Below are 14,352 nucleotides of genomic sequence, written 5' to 3'. Positions count from 1 at the left end.
CAGAAAAGCACTTATATTTTATTTCTTCCAGTTTTTTCATGCCCAGAAAAGCGGTTGTTGACAGAAGAAAATGCGCTTACTGCGGTGCATGCATTGCTGTTTGTCCTGTCGATGCTAATGAGCTTGTTGAAACATATCTCGAAATTTACGAGGATAAGTGTAATGGTTGTGGACTCTGCGCAAAGACGTGTCCAATGGGCGCACTGGCGATGGTGGAGGTGGAATGATGTACGATGTCGTTGTTATCGGCGCTGGGCCTGCAGGTAGTATGGCTGCGAAGACGGCAGCAGAACTCGGTCTTAACGTTCTGCTCGTTGAAAAGAGGCAGGAGATAGGCACGCCAGTTAGGTGTGCTGAGGGGATAAGCAAGGAGAACATTGAGCGCTTCTTCGAAATTGATAAGAAATGGATTGCTGCAGAGGTTACGGGGGCGAAAATCTACGCTCCTGACAAAACGGAGGTTGTAATGTCTGAAGAGATGGCTGGAAATGAGGTTGGATACGTTCTTGAGAGAAAAATATTTGACAGACACATTGCAAGGCTTGCTGCAAAGGCTGGAGCGGAGGTTTATGTCAAAACCACTGCCGTTGATTTCGAGAGAAAAGACGGGAAGGTTAAGGTTAGGCTCAGAAGGCTTGGGGAGGATTGGGAGGTTGAGGCAAAAATCCTGATCGGTGCTGATGGTGTTGAGAGCAAGGTTGGAAGAAGGGCAGGGATAATAAAGACGCTAAGGATGAATGAGGTTGAGAGTTGTGCGCAGTATTTGATGACTGGCTTGGACATTGATGAGCGTTACACCTACTTCTACCTTGGCAGAGAGGTTGCTCCGGGTGGCTATGCGTGGATATTCCCTAAGGGGAATGGTTCTGCGAATGTTGGTATAGGTGTTCTGCCTAAGATGGCAAAAAAACCGGCGAAGGAATATCTTGACGCATTCATAGAGCGTGAGAGGATTGAGGGGAAGATTGTGGAATTTGTTGCAGGAGCCGTGCCGGTCTATGGTGAAATAGAGACCGCTGTTGCTGATAACATAATGCTTGCTGGAGACGCAGCCTATCATGCCGATCCTATCACGGGTGGTGGAATAGCAAACGCACTTTCGGCTGGTTACTACGCTGGCAAGGTTGCTGCTGAGGCTGTTGAGAAGAACAATTTCTCGGCAGAATTCTTGAGAAGGTATGACAATCTCTGGAAGAACGATTTTGGCAAGAAGCTACGTAGAAACAAGAAGTTGCAGGAGAAATTCCTCGAAATGAGTGACGAGACAATTAACAAACTTGCAGCAAGCATATCGGGTAAAAATCTAAAGGAAATGAGTGTTCGGGCAATCGTTGCAGAACTTCTGAAGGCTCACCCGAAACTTCTCTTGGACTTAAAAGACCTCTTTATGTAACTCTTCATGTTTCTATTTTCTCACAGCCGCATTTTTTATACCTCTTCTCGCAACCATAACGCCCGACGAGTATCTTCCCTGAATTGGAATAGTTGATGAATCAACCCTGATACAGTAGCCATCCTTGCTTATAATGAAAACATCTCCTCCGTTACACATGTCTGCAAACACGAGTTTGCCCGTCTTTTCATTTAGTCTGTAGGCTATCATACCCATAGCACCTCTGCCCGTGAACCTGAACTCCTCGATGTGACACCTTTTCCCGTATCCTCTCTCTGTGAGCATCAGGATGTATTCGCCCTCTGAAGCTACGAGCGATGATATGCTGTCTCCCTCACGCAATTTCAGAGCTATCACACCCTTTGCATTTCTACCGTATTCAGGTATGCTGGAAGACTTGAGCCTAACTGCATACCCTTCACGAGTCGTTATCACCACACTCTCCCCCTCAATCATCTCCACAAAGGCAATTTCTCCTCCAGAAGCCCTTATGCCAGCTCTCTTTGCATTTTCAAACTCTTCAAGGGAGACTTTCTTTATATATCCATCTGGGGAAAGAATTGCCACCTGCCTGTCGTCAAATTTGTCAACTCCAATTGCAGAAACTATCTTTTCTCCATTCTCAAGCCTTACGAACTTTTTGATCGTCGTTCCCCTCGCTGTTCTGTCCAGCTTAGGTATTTCATGAGTATAGACCCAGAAAACTCTCCCAGAGTTCGTGAACAAAAGCAGGCGATCGGTTGATTTGCATATCCTGAAAACTGAAATCTCATCATCCTTGGACAGTGTAAGACCTATGACACCAACCCCACCCCTTGCCTGTAATCTGAACTCCTCGAGCGACATCCTTTTTGCAAATCCCTCAGAAGTTATGACGATGACGTTTTCCTCCTCCTCGATCAGGTCTTCGGCAGCGATTTCGTCTGGATGCACTACAATTTCAGTCCTCCTTTCGTCACCATACTTTTCTTTAATTTCCTCTATCTCACGCACGATGATGTCGTCAATTCTTTTCGGATCGGCAAGAATGGACTCGTATTCGGCAATTTTTGCCTTCAGCTCTTCGTACTCAGCCAGAAGAGAGTCAATTTCAATGGCTGTGAGCTTCTGAAGCCTCATCTGCAGCACAGCATCAGCCTGTTTGGGTGAGAGTGAGTATTTGTCCATCAATCTGTCTTTCGCCTCCGATGGAGAGGCAGAAGACCTGATGAGGTTCACGGCATTATCTATATCTTCTACAACAACCTTCAACCCCTCAACGATGTGGAGCCTGTCCTTCGCCTTCTCAAGTTCGAAGGTTATTCTCCTCCTAATAACCTCTCTTCTGTGACTGACATAGTGTTCCACAATTTCCTTCAAATTCAGAATCTTCGGCTCCTTATCAACAAGAGCTAAGGATATGATGCCAAATGTCGTTTGTAAATTGGAGTAGGCATAAAGCTTCTTCAAGACGAGGTCTGGATTGGAACCGCTTTTAAGCTCAATGACTACTCTGATTCCTTCTCTGTCCGACTCATCTCTTATCGCCCTTATTTCGTCAATCTTCTCCTTTGCAAGTTCGGCAATACTTTCAACGAGCTTTGCCTTGTTAACCATGTAGGGAACTTCTTTTATGATAAGGGCATCGCCTTCAACCTCGACCTTCCCCCTCACAACTACTTTTCCCCTACCAGTCCTGTATGCCTCAATAATACCTTCTCTTCCGACGATAATACCTCCAGTTGGAAAATCCGGACCCTTGATGTATTTCATCAGCTCTTCAACAGAAATCTCCGGGTTCCGAATGTAGGCAATGATGGCATCACAGACCTCCGATAGGTTATGGGGTGGAATGTTGGTGGCCATTCCAACGGCGATACCGCTTGAACCGTTTATCAGCAAATTTGGTATTTTTGCTGGCAGCACTACCGGTTCCTGTAAAGTTGCATCGAAGTTTGGCATGAAATCCACAGTATTCTTCTCAATATCCACAAGCATCTCTTCGGCAATCTTGGCAAGCCTCGCTTCAGTATATCTCATTGCGGCAGGAGAGTCTCCATCAATGCTTCCGAAATTCCCCTGACCATCAACCAGCGGATAGCGCATTGAGAAGTCCTGAGCAAGCCTCACAAGGGCATCATAGACGGCAGCATCGCCGTGGGGATGGTATTTACCCAGAACCTCTCCGACTATTCTCGCCGACTTACGGTATGGTCGGTTGCTGAGTAAACCCATCTCGAACATGGCGTAGAGGATTCGTCGCTGAACCGGCTTTAAACCATCTCTGACATCAGGGAGGGCTCTACCAACAATTACACTCATTGCGTAGTCAATATAAGAACTCTTCAACTCTTCGCTGATGTCTCTGAGAAGCTCCATTGGTCTCTGTCAATCCTGAGCTTAAAAACGTTTAGCGAAAGAGTTTTAATTCAAAGTATTGAAGTGTGAATAAGCCGAGGTAGCCTAGCTGGTTGGGGCGCCTGACTCATAATCAGGAGGTCGGGGGTTCGAATCCCCCCCTCGGCATCCTTTCTTCTGGTTCAGTTCCTCGACTATCGGATTAGCGTCTGTAGCTTTATTCTGTTATGGGGGTCGATTTTCATGGTAGACTTCCACTCGCATCAGAGACTATCAAGGGCCCTCGAAAGGTTCAAGGCTGAGTACCCAGAGGAGTACGACACAATCGAGGCCTTCGCAATGGATCTGCTGGCTCAGGGGATATCCGAGTACAGAGTCCGGAGCTACGTGATATACCTCTCGAAAATCCTCAGCTTGGTGGAGAAGAGGTTCGAGGAGTTTACCAAAGACGATGTCAGGAAGGTGCTGGCACACTACCAGACGCTAGTAAACAGAGGTGAGCGGAGTAAGAGCTCGGTTTTCGAGGCTAAGAAAACGCTTAAAAAGTTCTTCAAATGGTTGGGGAGGGGAGAGCTTGTAAACTGGTTCAGTGTCGGTAATGTCGAGTCTAACATATCTCCATCCGACCTCATAACTCAGGAGGAGTTCGAAGCCATGATGAGAGCCTGTTTCAATTCACGCGACAGAGCCCTCTTGTCCCTCCTCTATGAGACGGGAGCCAGAATAGGCGAGATCGGTGCGATGAGGGTTAAGGATGTGATGTTCGACGAATATGGGGCTGTGATCTGGCTGCCGAGGTCCAAAACGCAGAGGAGGAAGCTGAGGGTCGTTTACTCCAGCAGATATCTCGCAGAGTGGCTGTCAGACCATCCGCTGAAGGACGATCCAGAAGCCCCTCTGTGGATCAAGCTGAGCGGGAAGAAGTACATGCAGCCGATGGAGTACAAGGACATACAGTGGCAGCTGAAGAAGATAACCAAGAGAGCTGGAATAAAGAAGAGAATTTATTCCCATTTGTTCAGACACACGAGGGCGACGAGGCTGCTGCAGCAAGTTTCGGAGGCCGTAGGAGCCAAGTACATGGGATGGGTTCCTGGGACGAAAATGGTCAAGGTTTACATCCATCTCGCCGATCAGGACGTCGAAAGGGCCATCCTGGAGATGCACGGGATAAAGCCAGCCGAGGACAAAGACATAAAAGTGATACAATGCCCCCGGTGCAGCTTTGTAAATCCCGGCGGTTCGAAGTTTTGCTCCCGCTGCGGCCTGCCGCTAACAGAGGAAGCAGTTAAAGAGATTGAGGAGTGGGAGGAGAAGAAAGCAAAACTGCTGGAGACCATGACCAAGCCTGAAATACTGGGCCTCATAATGAGTTTGCGAGAGGAAATAGAGAGACTTAAGAAGCTTGTTGATGAGAGGGAAAGTGATGGAGATCCTATGGGGTGACGAAACACTCTTCAGGAATGAGGAAGTCTTCGATCCTGACTTTCTGCCACCTGATATCCTGCACAGGGATGTGCAGATTGCTGATTTAGCTGCCTGCCTGAGGCCGGCGCTGAAGGGTGTCGCTCCTGGGCACGTACTGTGCGTCGGTCCGCCGTCGACCGGCAAAACCACAGTAGTTCGCCATGTGCTTGAGAAGCTTGAAGAGTATGGAGTCACTGTTGCTTATCTCCGCTGCCCCGTGCTGCGAACGACGTACAATGTCTTCGCCAAGATCTTTGAGGAAGTGAGCGGGAAGGTGCCGCCCCAGAAGGGGGTGCCATTGTTCAAGCTCCTTGATGAGATAGCCGAGTTTCTTGAGCAACAGGTTCTCGTCGTCGCTCTCGATGATGTGAACTTTTTGCCGAATAATGTGCTGAACGAGATCCTAATGGCATTAGTGAAGAGTGCAGAGTTCAAGGTTGGAGTTGTGGCGGTAGCTACGAGCAAGGGGTTCGTCGCCCGCTTGGATCCTTATTTGGGCTCGATCTTCCACTTCCACGAGATCCCCTTCCCACTGTACACGAGGAGAGAGGTGGAAGAGATACTGCGCTGGCGCGTGGAATACGGCTTCTATCTAGGCGTGATGACCGATGATGCTTTCGAGATGGTTGTAGATCTGGTTGCAAGGAATGGAGATATTCGCTATGGACTCTACTTGCTAAGGAGGGCTGGAATTATAGCAGAGAGGAGAGCAAGCAGGAAGATAGATGTGGAAGATGTGATCGCAGCCAGAGAGGGAGAGGAGGCGACATTACTGACAAAGAACCTCTCAGCACTCAACAGCGACGAAAGGGAGGCGCTGAAGATAATTTACTCGCTCGACGAGGAGAACATAACGACCGGCGACGTCTACGCGATAATGAGGGCTGAGGTTGGGCTGTACTACGAGAGATTCTACGAGATAATCGGCAAGCTGGAGAGGCTGAGGTTCATCGATCTGGTTTTCGGAAGAAAGGGTAGGGGCAAGACGAGGTACGTCGTGAGGCGGTACGAGCCAAAAATTATACTCGAAGCTATCAGGAACTACGGGTAAATTTCAGTGAATCCAGAGGTAGAATAGCCACAAAGTTTATTTCATCACGAACAAAATATTTTCGTGGACGAAGAAAAATTCACAGTCTACATTCATCCAAGAATAGAAAAAGATCTGGACAAAATACCCGATCACGTACGAAACAAATTTAGGGGGCTGATCGAAGCTCTAAAGTTTTGGGCCGTGCCCAAGTTCTTTGACATTGTAAAATTGAAAGGTACAGGATCCTTAGACGCTTTTCGCGTCAGATTTGGAGATTACCGAGTTATTTATGTTGTAGATTGGGACAGAAGAGAAATCAAGGTTCTCAGACTTGAAAGAAGAGGCAAATCCTACAAGTAGTTACAGTTTTTTCAAAATTTCGTCTGCCTTGATCCATTTAATCTTGGGATCCGTGGCTTCTCTGAGTATCTCTTCAAGTTCCTCATCGCTGAGCTCCTCTTCCTCAGGCATGAGCATAGCCTCAAGTCGCTGCAACTCAACCGACATCTTCGAAATTGCTTCACGCACTTTTTCCATTTCAAGTTCTTTCATAAGCTAAGTAATTGTGGACTAAGTCGTATAAATAAGCTGCGTTGCTGAATTATTCAGTACCACAGAACTGGAACCTCTCCCTTCAGCTCCCTTACCTTCGCCATTATACGCATTATGTCTGCTACTGTTAGTTTTTTGGCCAGTAGGTGGAAGTTCTTGTGGTCCGGCGGGCGCTTGGGGTTCCAGGCTGGATCAAGCTGTTGCAACAGATCTCTATTCTCTCGGCAGAATTCCTCCATCTTGCGGTAGCTGAGGCCGTTGATCAGCCCGTAGATGAGCACGGTGAGCAGAACGAAGCGGTTCCAGCACGGACGTCCTCTTTTGTTTACGGGCTTCTGAATTGACTTCGGCAGGCCGCAGTGAAAGCAGGCCTCGTAGATCAGCCTCAGCTCACGAAGGGTCTCAGACTCCATCAGGCTTTCCCTCTCGCCTAAACTTTCCGTGTGTAAAAAATTGAAGTTCGATGAATCATGGGTCAGACATCGAGTGTTATGGTGGCCTCCAGAATCTTGTCTCCGTTCCACCTCCAGACCTCGCTGTGTATGGTGTACATGCCATGACTCCATCCCCAGATCTCGACGGTGTAGGTCTTCGTCTCGTTCGGCTTCAGGTTCAGCGGCACAGGGAATGGGGCACTGAACTCGCTGACCTTACCGTCAGGTCCTACGACCTTCACGAAGCCCGTTATGTAGTCGATCGGTTTGCTATCTATGTTTTTCAGAGTCACAGATGCCGTTCCCACATCCAAGTCAACGGAGTATTCCACGATCTCCAAGTCGTTGTCCGTCTCCTCAGTGTACATTTCTGCGAATCTCTCGTACCGCTTTTGGATCTCCATGTACTCTGCCGTATCAGCCCTGCCCTTCTGCTCAAGCTCCCTCAACCTGTGCTCGTACTTCTCCATGATGGCCTTGACGGCGTTGTCGTAGGCATCGTCGCTGACTATACGGAGCATCCTGCCGAGGTCCATGATGTGCAGGTAAAGCTGGTCTGCTACGTCCTCCAGAGCCAGTCCGAGTGGGGCTGCAATCATCAGGGAGAGCATCAGCAGTGCAGCGGGCTTCATGACTCTACCTCCCACACTAAGCAGGGGACTGCGGCGCGGTTCTCCTGTTTCCTCGCTGACTTCACAGCTACATACCAGCGTCCCTTCCACCAGACTGGAAACTCCTCGCCGAACTTGGCGGTGGCAAATTTCGGGTGTCTCTGTGGCTTTGGAAAAATCGTCCTTATCCCAGTACCCTTCCTACCGTACACAACGTAGTCCTCGCCCTCAAAGCGGGCTTGCTGTTTAAACCTTATCGTCGTCTTCTCCCGCTGAGGGCGAGTTGCAACACGTCTCCGCTTCGGCAACCCGTCTCACCTCCTTCAACTTATCCCACGGGGCTCAGCTGGATCCTCACTACGTAAGGGTTGGTGGGATCCGCAGCCGAGCCGTAAACACCCATCCCCTTAGGAATGTTATCCACAACCTTATAAAAAATATCCAGAAAACCCTCGAAGTTGACGCTTGCGGTCCTTATCAGCTTGGTGAGCTTGCTTCGCTGTACGTACCCCAGAATGTATATCTCGTCGGCGTTCTCAAGCACGACCCTCTCAAGGGCATCCGGTGACTGAGTTTCCAGAAACACTGTCCAGCCGTAGGATCTCGCCAGCACGGTAACCAACCTTATTATCTCCCTCTTCGCCTCAAAATCGCCCGTTTCAGGTGCGTAGATGTGGCTCTCTGTTATTCCGATAAAGCACTCCTGCCTCTTGTAAGCCCTCTCGATCATCTTGAGCATCTGGGCCACAACGAACCTCTTCACATCTATGTCTCCCAGATCCGAGAGGTCCACGATGTTGATTTGCTCTGGGTGGATGTAGCTGTGAACGCTCCTGGCTCTGTTCACCTCAAGCAGCTGGTCCATCCTGAGCAGCTCGATGAAGCGGCGGACGTGCAGCACCATGGTGTTGAAGTAGGGATCCTCCTGAAACCTCCAAAGCTCGTTCTCCACCGCATCGATGAGGTCGTCGATGGTGAGGTGGTTCTCCCTGCTCTGCCAGACCCTCTCCAGCACGAGTCCTGCAACAGTAGAAGACATCCGCTTGCCGAAGTACTCGCTGATGGTAGAGAAATCCAACTCGGCAAGCGGTATCTTCAGCCTAACCTCGTCCCGATCCTTCACCTCTCCCAGCGGAATCAGCCTCCGCTGAGGTGAACTGCAGCCCTCCGGCGGAGCAAGCCTTATCCTCTCGATCCCAGCCTCACTTATCTGCCTGAGCGAGGGTGTGCGGTTGAAGTTCAGGTCATCCTTCTTCTCCTGGAAAGCTATGATGGGGTTCCTGGTTGTGCGATAGTAGGCCTGAATGACGTTTCGCATGAGGTTCGTTTTTCCTATTCCCTTACTCGCCACGACTAGGATCACCTTGCCCTTCTCGACGGAGTAGGCGGAGGGGTTGAAGTAGTGGGGCTGCATCCAGGGCGTGCGGTGGCCTATTCTGTAACCTATCTTCACCGCATTCTCGCAGCCCCGATAGACAAGTCTAAGCGGAATGTACCCGTCGTCCTTCCTCTTTGGCAGCTGGAGCCTTGCAGTATTATATTTTAGTAGCATGTCCGTCGGACCTCCCACCGGACTCGTCCATCATTTTCTGAGCACCTGTCCGAGTTCGCTCATAGTCATTCCATTATACTTGGAATGATTGAAATAGACGACCTTCCTGTCTGCTATGAAAATGGACCCGATCAGACCCTTTGATTCGAGCTCTTTTTCTATGTCTGAGATTGTCTGCTTCTTCAGCCCTAGCATCCTACTTATTTTTGTGGTTGGGGCAACACCTCCAAGCTCCTTTAACGTCAAAAGGTAATTCTTCAGGTTGTCGCTGCCGTTGAGCGAGTTTAGGGCGCTTGCCAGCCAGTCCTCGAAATCCTCAGCTTGGTCAGTCTCTTTTGCCTCTGACTCATCTTCAATGACCGGAGAGTTCTTCTCCTTCAGCTTCGCAATTGTGTGGATAGTCTCGTTGTCCAGGTCGTCTATGGCCTCAAGCAGCCTCTCGAACTCCTCCAGCACGATCTCCATGTTGGGAAAGTCCTTGCTAATCTCTCTCAGCAGCTTCTCCAAGATCCTGTTCCTGTAGAGCATCAGTCTGCCGATCCTCTCAAGCTCGCTCATACGTACCTTTCCCCTCCCTCGATCCTCGCATTTAGGTTCTTCAACTTCTCTGTTGCTCTCTTAATCCTTTCCTCCCGTAGTTTCTTGCCCTCAAGGGCGTAAAACTCATCTATCTCCTCATCGCTAAGAATTCCCTGCAGGAGCCTCTGCTGATAGTAGTACTGCCTGAAGAACGGATTGGTGAAGACGGACAGCTTCACGGCCCTGCTCATGTCCTTCAGCAGCTCGGTGTTCAGCTCCGTAAGGCGTTTGTAGGCCTTTCTGAGGAAACGATTCTCCTCTACAACTGGCTCTATACGCTCCGGTGGTACTACTCTAAATGTGTTGCCATCAATCGTTTGGAGAGTTTTGGCGTGGATGATTATCTCCTTTGGACTGATACTGAGGATCAGCTCCTCTGGAACCTCAAGCCTCTTCTTCCCCCTACCGAACAGTTTGACTATAGCCTGAATGCCGTTGAGGAATATGCTGTTGTGAACGGGAAAGTAGTAGAAGACGTAGTAACCGTGGAGGCCGTCGAGGCTGAGCCTGTCGTAGCTGTGGAGCTTTCCGAGCACAATGTTCCCCTCCCCAAAAGCCGTCTGCTCGTCGTACCAGATTGTGATCTTCTGTCCTCTCGCCTTGTGCAGCCCTCTGGTGGCCTTCTTCAACCTCTTCTCCGCCTCTTTCTCAGCCTCCTCTCTGATCTGCTGCTCCAGTTCTCTTTTTGACTCCTCCTCAATGATCTTCTTTATCTCCTCCCGTGGGATCGTGATGCCTACCTGCTCAAGTGTGCTCTCGGCCTCTTCTATCTTCCTCCTTTTCCTTCCTGCCTTTGCAATCAGATAGATGATTATTGATGATGCCAGTGCTATCGACAGTGTGAAGATAAGCACCATCGGGTCAGGAAGCATCCTCCACCACCTCTCGCTGCACTGACCTAACCAAGACCTCAACTCTCCTTCTCTCCTTTGCAGCGTACAGCTTCAGAGCTGAGAGGAACATTTGCATAACCGAGTATGCCACAAGTGTGTAGCCCACAATGTACCCGTAGCCCACGTACTGGACATAGTCAGGAGTTACAACCTGGATCCTCCAGAGGTGGACATTGGCAACATCGCTAAGCCTCAGGATGGTTGTACCCAAACCCAGAAAAACCACGGAGTTCAGGAAGAACACCAAGCCCTCCAGAATCTCTGGTGAAACGCCTCTCCTCTCGCTTCTGGCCTCACCCTCCTCAACCCGTCTTCGCCTGAACAACTTAATTCCTCTCATACCACCACCCTACGATTGCCAAAAATCCCGTAACTCCCAGCACTGCGTAAACCACCCACATCGGTGGAAAATAGAGCAGGAAGCCCATCAGCTGCTCCCCAGCGGTGGGCTTCTCAGCCGCAGCCTTTACCTCAGATTTTATGGACTTCAGATATTTCTCGAACTCAGCGAGTTTGCTGTTCAGCTCGATGAGCTTAAGCCTCATCTCATCTGGGCTTACTGGCCTGTAGAGCTCGGCTGGATATTCTTTGGCCTTGAATGTTTTAGTTGTGTAGCTGAAGTCTTCGCTGGAGAGCTTGATGTACTGGACGTTAACAACGCTCTGCGTAACCCTTATCCTCCATCCGGTCTGATCCTCCCTCTCGATAACCCCGCCTGTAACTTTGATTCTGTCCGCTATTGTTTTTGGAAAGTGGATGTATCCACCGATGTACAGCTCTGAAGTCGTGCTGTTATTGTACGTGAAGTAGATAGAGGGTTTAAGACAAGCACAGTCCGTGCCATTGCAGTACGACGGAGTTGGCGTGGGTGTTGGTGTGGGTGTCGGGGTCGGTTTAGGTGTTGGTGTAGGGGTTGGAGTTGGTGTTAGAGTGGTAACTGTAGGATTCATGAGGAAAGCCGTAATGGACTGCTGTGTTGACGTTACATTTAACCTCGTGTGATTTTTGTCGTAAATGTAGGAGTGATTCAGGTCTATTTCGATGTCGAACAGTCCTGTTCTTTCCTCTTTGAAGCTGAACCTAAATGCGAAAACCAATCTGGATGTTGGTTTTCCTACTGCGTCAATCTTGATGTAAGAATATCCTGAGTCTCCTTTTGCGATTGCATATCCGAAGCTCCAGTTTCCTTCGAGAGCTGAGATGTTCGTCAGGTTCATTGACTGACTGAAATACTTGATAGATAGCTGCATTTCTGCAATCGTTGTGTTTTTAGCCTGAATGTAGAGATAAACTGTTGCATTTGGGATTTTGTCTGTTCTGATTATCTCACCGCCAGCTTCATTGCAGATCAGGAATGCGTTTACCTCAGATGCTTGAACCATAGCAATGGCTACCACACCGTAGAGTAGCAGGGTCACGAAAGTAAGTAGGATTATGGCAATAGCTCTCCTAACGTCCACCTCCTCCACCTCCTGCGAGCCTGAGAACAGTATCAAGAGCATTCAGTTCGCTTCTGAGTTCTTCCAAACGCTTTTCAGCAAACTTGCGAGTTTCTGGGTCGTTTATGTGCTGTAGATCAATTTCCAGACGTTTGATGTCGAACTCCAGAATCCCTTTCTGCCTCTCTATCTCCTTTCGTTCCTGCTCGGTGTAGGGGACTTTGATTATGTTAAGCTTCTTCGCTCCTCCATTCTTGAATCTGATGTTAATCATCCTCTCACGACCTCCTTAATTGCCCTCACACCACTTACAACCCCTTCAGCAATCACTACGAGCATCCAGATGACCAAGAAAATGCAGATCACCACAATTCCGGCGAAGTACTTCAGAATGCCTCTCGAAACCAAGATAGACAGTGCAACGATTGCTGTAAATGCTATCAGGCCTTCAAAGACATAGTCAATAACCATCGCGATCCATTCGTGGTCTGCAAGCCACTCCAAGCTTCTCCATGTCCCATCTCCGAATAAGTCTGCGAAAGCCCAAATCCTTAGAACGTACTGGTCAGGCAATCCAAATCCCCTGAAAACAATCCACTCCATGAAGAACAGGGTAATCCAGTATCCAAACATGCCCAAAATCCCAGTTTTAAGATGTTGGTTCAACTACTCACCTCCCTCCTGTCTCCAGACAACAAACTTCAAAGCTCCAGTCAGAACAGCCAAACCCACCAAAATCTGAGCCCAAGGCTCGTTCAGATACTCGTACCAGCTTCTTTCCTCCGACAGGTTCAGGTTGAGGGCGTTGTTGATTGCCTTGACGGCGTTAATCTGCCCGTACTCGACCTTGCTATTGGGATCACTGATCTCATCGGTGCTGAGCTTAATCAGCGTCTCCGCTTGCCCGGGCGTGATGTCCTTCTCCGCCTCGACTAAAAGTAGAACTCCGGCGACGTGAGGTGCGGCGTAGCTCGTACCATCTCCGTAGTAGATGTTGCCGTCGCTGCTCAAAACTGGAACCTGCACGCCCGGAGCGGCTACCAAAGCTCCACCGTTGCTGAAAGTCGCTACCGTTCCGTATATGTCCGTCGCCGCGACAGAGATGACGGTGTCGTAGGCTGCGGGATAAAGAGATGTTGCTCCTCCCGAGTTTCCAGATGCCGCAACGAGGATGACACCCTTGCTGTAGAGTAAATCGCAGAGAGTTTCGAGCTCAGGCGGAGCGAGATCGGCACCCAAGCTCATTGACACGACATCTATCTTCTCGCCGGCGTTCACCTTGTCCAGAACCCACTCCAAGCCAGCTATTACATCGCTCCAGTTCCCCTCGCCGTTATCGTTCAGAACCTTGAGGGCGTAGTACTTAGCCTGAGGGGCCACGCCCGTGTACCTGTCCTCTCCCTCCGCCAGGATTATCGAGGCGCACTCGGTGCCGTGGCCGTAAACATCGTCCGGCTCGGGATCGCCGTAGGCGAAGTCGTATCCGTCGAGGTAGCCGTCGTGGAGGTCTGGCAGGTTGTGGTTAACTCCTGTATCCAGAATTGTTACAACAGCACCCTTCCCCGTGAAGTTCGATCTGTGGGCGATGTCGGCCTTTATAGCTTCGAGATTCCAGCCCAGGTCCTGCACAACAGGCTTAATCGGAATCTGAGAGAGGGTATCAGCGAAGCCTATCGCCCTAACCCTTTGGTCGTATAGGACCTTCTGCACCTTCGGATTTTTGAGGAGTTTCTGCAACTCTTCGTAGTCTCCCTCAACTACTGCCCAGCTGGCGTACTTTCCAGCCTTTACGACCCTGAAGCCCTGCCTTTCCAGCTCCGTCGCATTAACGCCACTCACGAACATTCTAACAGGCTTCTTCGGGTTCACTGCTAACTGCTGCTGCAGAACGGGGTCGAGCTTCTGGTTTTTCGCCTGTTCCTGTTCAACCTTCTCCTCAAGCCACTTCCCAAAGTCTGGGACCTGGATGAGGGGTGGGTGGGCGATGTAGGCTGCGTAAACAAATGCCGCAAGTCCGAGAGCTGCGATGGCGATTCCGACTAACTTTAGCTCATCACCCATC

At 49.7% G+C, this 14,352-nt stretch carries 18 protein-coding genes and 1 tRNA gene; 6 read left to right on the top strand and 13 right to left on the bottom strand.

Annotated elements, in window-relative coordinates; all coding sequences use genetic code 11:
* Nucleotides 1–38: 38 nt before the first annotated feature.
* Both BP688_RS02940 and BP688_RS02935 read left to right on the top strand, forming a co-directional pair.
* Nucleotides 39–227 carry a 4Fe-4S binding protein gene (locus BP688_RS02940; protein WP_290595782.1) on the top strand — a complete coding sequence of 63 codons (189 nt, stop codon included), beginning with the start codon at nucleotides 39–41 and terminating at the stop codon, nucleotides 225–227.
* Nucleotides 227–1,393: a digeranylgeranylglycerophospholipid reductase gene (locus BP688_RS02935; RefSeq protein WP_290595784.1), complete on the top strand. Its 1,167-nt coding sequence runs from the start codon at nucleotides 227–229 to the stop codon at nucleotides 1,391–1,393. Before BP688_RS02940 ends, BP688_RS02935 begins: the two co-directional genes overlap by 1 nt.
* A 12-nt stretch (nucleotides 1,394–1,405) precedes the next feature.
* On the opposite strand, the gene gyrA is transcribed toward BP688_RS02935, so the two are convergent.
* A complete protein-coding gene (gene gyrA / locus BP688_RS02930; RefSeq protein ID WP_290595786.1) occupies nucleotides 1,406–3,751 on the bottom strand; it encodes a DNA gyrase subunit A in 2,346 nt (781 codons plus the stop codon).
* A gap of 73 nt (nucleotides 3,752–3,824) precedes the next feature.
* Between gyrA and BP688_RS02925 the strand changes: the two genes are divergently transcribed.
* From BP688_RS02925 to BP688_RS02910, 4 genes are all read left to right on the top strand, one after another.
* Nucleotides 3,825–3,898: transfer RNA gene (locus tag BP688_RS02925), tRNA-Met, on the top strand.
* 249 nt (nucleotides 3,899–4,147) lie between these two features.
* On the top strand, nucleotides 4,148–5,176 hold the full coding sequence (locus tag BP688_RS02920; RefSeq protein WP_290595788.1) for a site-specific integrase: 1,029 nt from the start codon (nucleotides 4,148–4,150) through the stop codon (nucleotides 5,174–5,176).
* Nucleotides 5,157–6,248, top strand: a complete 1,092-nt coding sequence (locus BP688_RS02915) for an ORC1-type DNA replication protein (protein ID WP_290595790.1) — start codon at nucleotides 5,157–5,159, stop codon at nucleotides 6,246–6,248. The genes BP688_RS02920 and BP688_RS02915 overlap by 20 nt, the downstream gene beginning before the upstream one ends.
* A gap of 63 nt (nucleotides 6,249–6,311) precedes the next feature.
* Complete coding sequence (locus tag BP688_RS02910) at nucleotides 6,312–6,590, top strand: type II toxin-antitoxin system RelE family toxin (RefSeq protein WP_290595791.1); 279 nt, start codon at nucleotides 6,312–6,314, stop codon at nucleotides 6,588–6,590.
* Here the strand turns inward: BP688_RS02910 and BP688_RS02905 are convergent, their stop codons facing one another.
* The 12 genes from BP688_RS02905 to BP688_RS02850 form a co-directional block, all read right to left on the bottom strand.
* Nucleotides 6,591–6,782, bottom strand: coding sequence for a hypothetical protein (locus BP688_RS02905; RefSeq protein ID WP_290595792.1), 192 nt, complete (start codon nucleotides 6,780–6,782; stop codon nucleotides 6,591–6,593).
* 53 nt (nucleotides 6,783–6,835) lie between these two features.
* Complete coding sequence (locus tag BP688_RS02900; RefSeq protein ID WP_290595793.1) at nucleotides 6,836–7,195, bottom strand: transposase; 360 nt, start codon at nucleotides 7,193–7,195, stop codon at nucleotides 6,836–6,838.
* Nucleotides 7,196–7,257: 62 nt separating this feature from the next.
* On the bottom strand, nucleotides 7,258–7,848 hold the full coding sequence (locus BP688_RS02895) for a hypothetical protein (protein WP_290595795.1): 591 nt from the start codon (nucleotides 7,846–7,848) through the stop codon (nucleotides 7,258–7,260).
* Nucleotides 7,845–8,135 carry a hypothetical protein gene (locus BP688_RS02890; protein WP_290595797.1) on the bottom strand — a complete coding sequence of 97 codons (291 nt, stop codon included), beginning with the start codon at nucleotides 8,133–8,135 and terminating at the stop codon, nucleotides 7,845–7,847. Before BP688_RS02890 ends, BP688_RS02895 begins: the two co-directional genes overlap by 4 nt.
* 20 nt (nucleotides 8,136–8,155) lie before the next feature.
* Entirely contained in the window at nucleotides 8,156–9,379 is a 1,224-nt protein-coding gene (locus tag BP688_RS02885) for a helicase HerA domain-containing protein (RefSeq protein ID WP_290623588.1), read from the bottom strand.
* A gap of 30 nt (nucleotides 9,380–9,409) precedes the next feature.
* A complete protein-coding gene (locus tag BP688_RS02880) occupies nucleotides 9,410–9,937 on the bottom strand; it encodes a helix-turn-helix domain-containing protein (protein ID WP_290623586.1) in 528 nt (175 codons plus the stop codon).
* Entirely contained in the window at nucleotides 9,934–10,830 is an 897-nt protein-coding gene (locus BP688_RS02875) for a hypothetical protein (protein WP_290597676.1), read from the bottom strand. Before BP688_RS02875 ends, BP688_RS02880 begins: the two co-directional genes overlap by 4 nt.
* On the bottom strand, nucleotides 10,820–11,191 hold the full coding sequence (locus BP688_RS02870; RefSeq protein WP_290597675.1) for a hypothetical protein: 372 nt from the start codon (nucleotides 11,189–11,191) through the stop codon (nucleotides 10,820–10,822). Before BP688_RS02870 ends, BP688_RS02875 begins: the two co-directional genes overlap by 11 nt.
* Nucleotides 11,178–12,353 (bottom strand): hypothetical protein, encoded by a 1,176-nt coding sequence (locus BP688_RS02865; RefSeq protein WP_290623584.1) that lies wholly within the window; start codon nucleotides 12,351–12,353, stop codon nucleotides 11,178–11,180. Before BP688_RS02865 ends, BP688_RS02870 begins: the two co-directional genes overlap by 14 nt.
* Nucleotides 12,301–12,564, bottom strand: a complete 264-nt coding sequence (locus BP688_RS02860; RefSeq protein WP_290597674.1) for a hypothetical protein — start codon at nucleotides 12,562–12,564, stop codon at nucleotides 12,301–12,303. The genes BP688_RS02865 and BP688_RS02860 overlap by 53 nt, the downstream gene beginning before the upstream one ends.
* Entirely contained in the window at nucleotides 12,561–12,956 is a 396-nt protein-coding gene (locus BP688_RS02855) for a hypothetical protein (protein ID WP_290597673.1), read from the bottom strand. The genes BP688_RS02860 and BP688_RS02855 overlap by 4 nt, the downstream gene beginning before the upstream one ends.
* A complete protein-coding gene (locus tag BP688_RS02850; RefSeq protein ID WP_290623582.1) occupies nucleotides 12,957–14,351 on the bottom strand; it encodes a S8 family peptidase in 1,395 nt (464 codons plus the stop codon).
* Nucleotide 14,352 lies beyond the last annotated feature (1 nt).

It is taken from the genome of Archaeoglobus sp. UBA230 (genome assembly GCA_002507545.1).
Lineage (GTDB): Archaea > Halobacteriota > Archaeoglobi > Archaeoglobales > Archaeoglobaceae > Archaeoglobus.
The sequence above is the reverse complement of the archived record's forward strand: the minus strand, read 5'-3'. Positions and strand labels throughout refer to the sequence as shown.

Bases quoted from the DNA above. Each gene is read 5' to 3' on its own strand.
- BP688_RS02940 (WP_290595782.1), top strand. From the start codon at position 39: ATGCCCAGAAAAGCGGTTGTTGACAGAAGAAAATGCGCTTACTGCGGT.
- BP688_RS02935 (WP_290595784.1), top strand. From the start codon at position 227: ATGTACGATGTCGTTGTTATCGGCGCTGGGCCTGCAGGTAGTATGGCT.
- gyrA (WP_290595786.1), bottom strand. From the start codon at position 3,751: ATGGAGCTTCTCAGAGACATCAGCGAAGAGTTGAAGAGTTCTTATATT.
- BP688_RS02915 (WP_290595790.1), top strand. From the start codon at position 5,157: ATGGAGATCCTATGGGGTGACGAAACACTCTTCAGGAATGAGGAAGTC.
- BP688_RS02905 (WP_290595792.1), bottom strand. From the start codon at position 6,782: ATGAAAGAACTTGAAATGGAAAAAGTGCGTGAAGCAATTTCGAAGATG.
- BP688_RS02900 (WP_290595793.1), bottom strand. From the start codon at position 7,195: ATGGAGTCTGAGACCCTTCGTGAGCTGAGGCTGATCTACGAGGCCTGC.
- BP688_RS02895 (WP_290595795.1), bottom strand. From the start codon at position 7,848: ATGAAGCCCGCTGCACTGCTGATGCTCTCCCTGATGATTGCAGCCCCA.
- BP688_RS02885 (WP_290623588.1), bottom strand. From the start codon at position 9,379: ATGCTACTAAAATATAATACTGCAAGGCTCCAGCTGCCAAAGAGGAAG.
- BP688_RS02880 (WP_290623586.1), bottom strand. From the start codon at position 9,937: ATGAGCGAGCTTGAGAGGATCGGCAGACTGATGCTCTACAGGAACAGG.
- BP688_RS02875 (WP_290597676.1), bottom strand. From the start codon at position 10,830: ATGCTTCCTGACCCGATGGTGCTTATCTTCACACTGTCGATAGCACTG.
- BP688_RS02870 (WP_290597675.1), bottom strand. From the start codon at position 11,191: ATGAGAGGAATTAAGTTGTTCAGGCGAAGACGGGTTGAGGAGGGTGAG.
- BP688_RS02865 (WP_290623584.1), bottom strand. From the start codon at position 12,353: ATGCTCTTGATACTGTTCTCAGGCTCGCAGGAGGTGGAGGAGGTGGAC.
- BP688_RS02860 (WP_290597674.1), bottom strand. From the start codon at position 12,564: ATGATTAACATCAGATTCAAGAATGGAGGAGCGAAGAAGCTTAACATA.
- BP688_RS02850 (WP_290623582.1), bottom strand. From the start codon at position 14,351: ATGGGTGATGAGCTAAAGTTAGTCGGAATCGCCATCGCAGCTCTCGGA.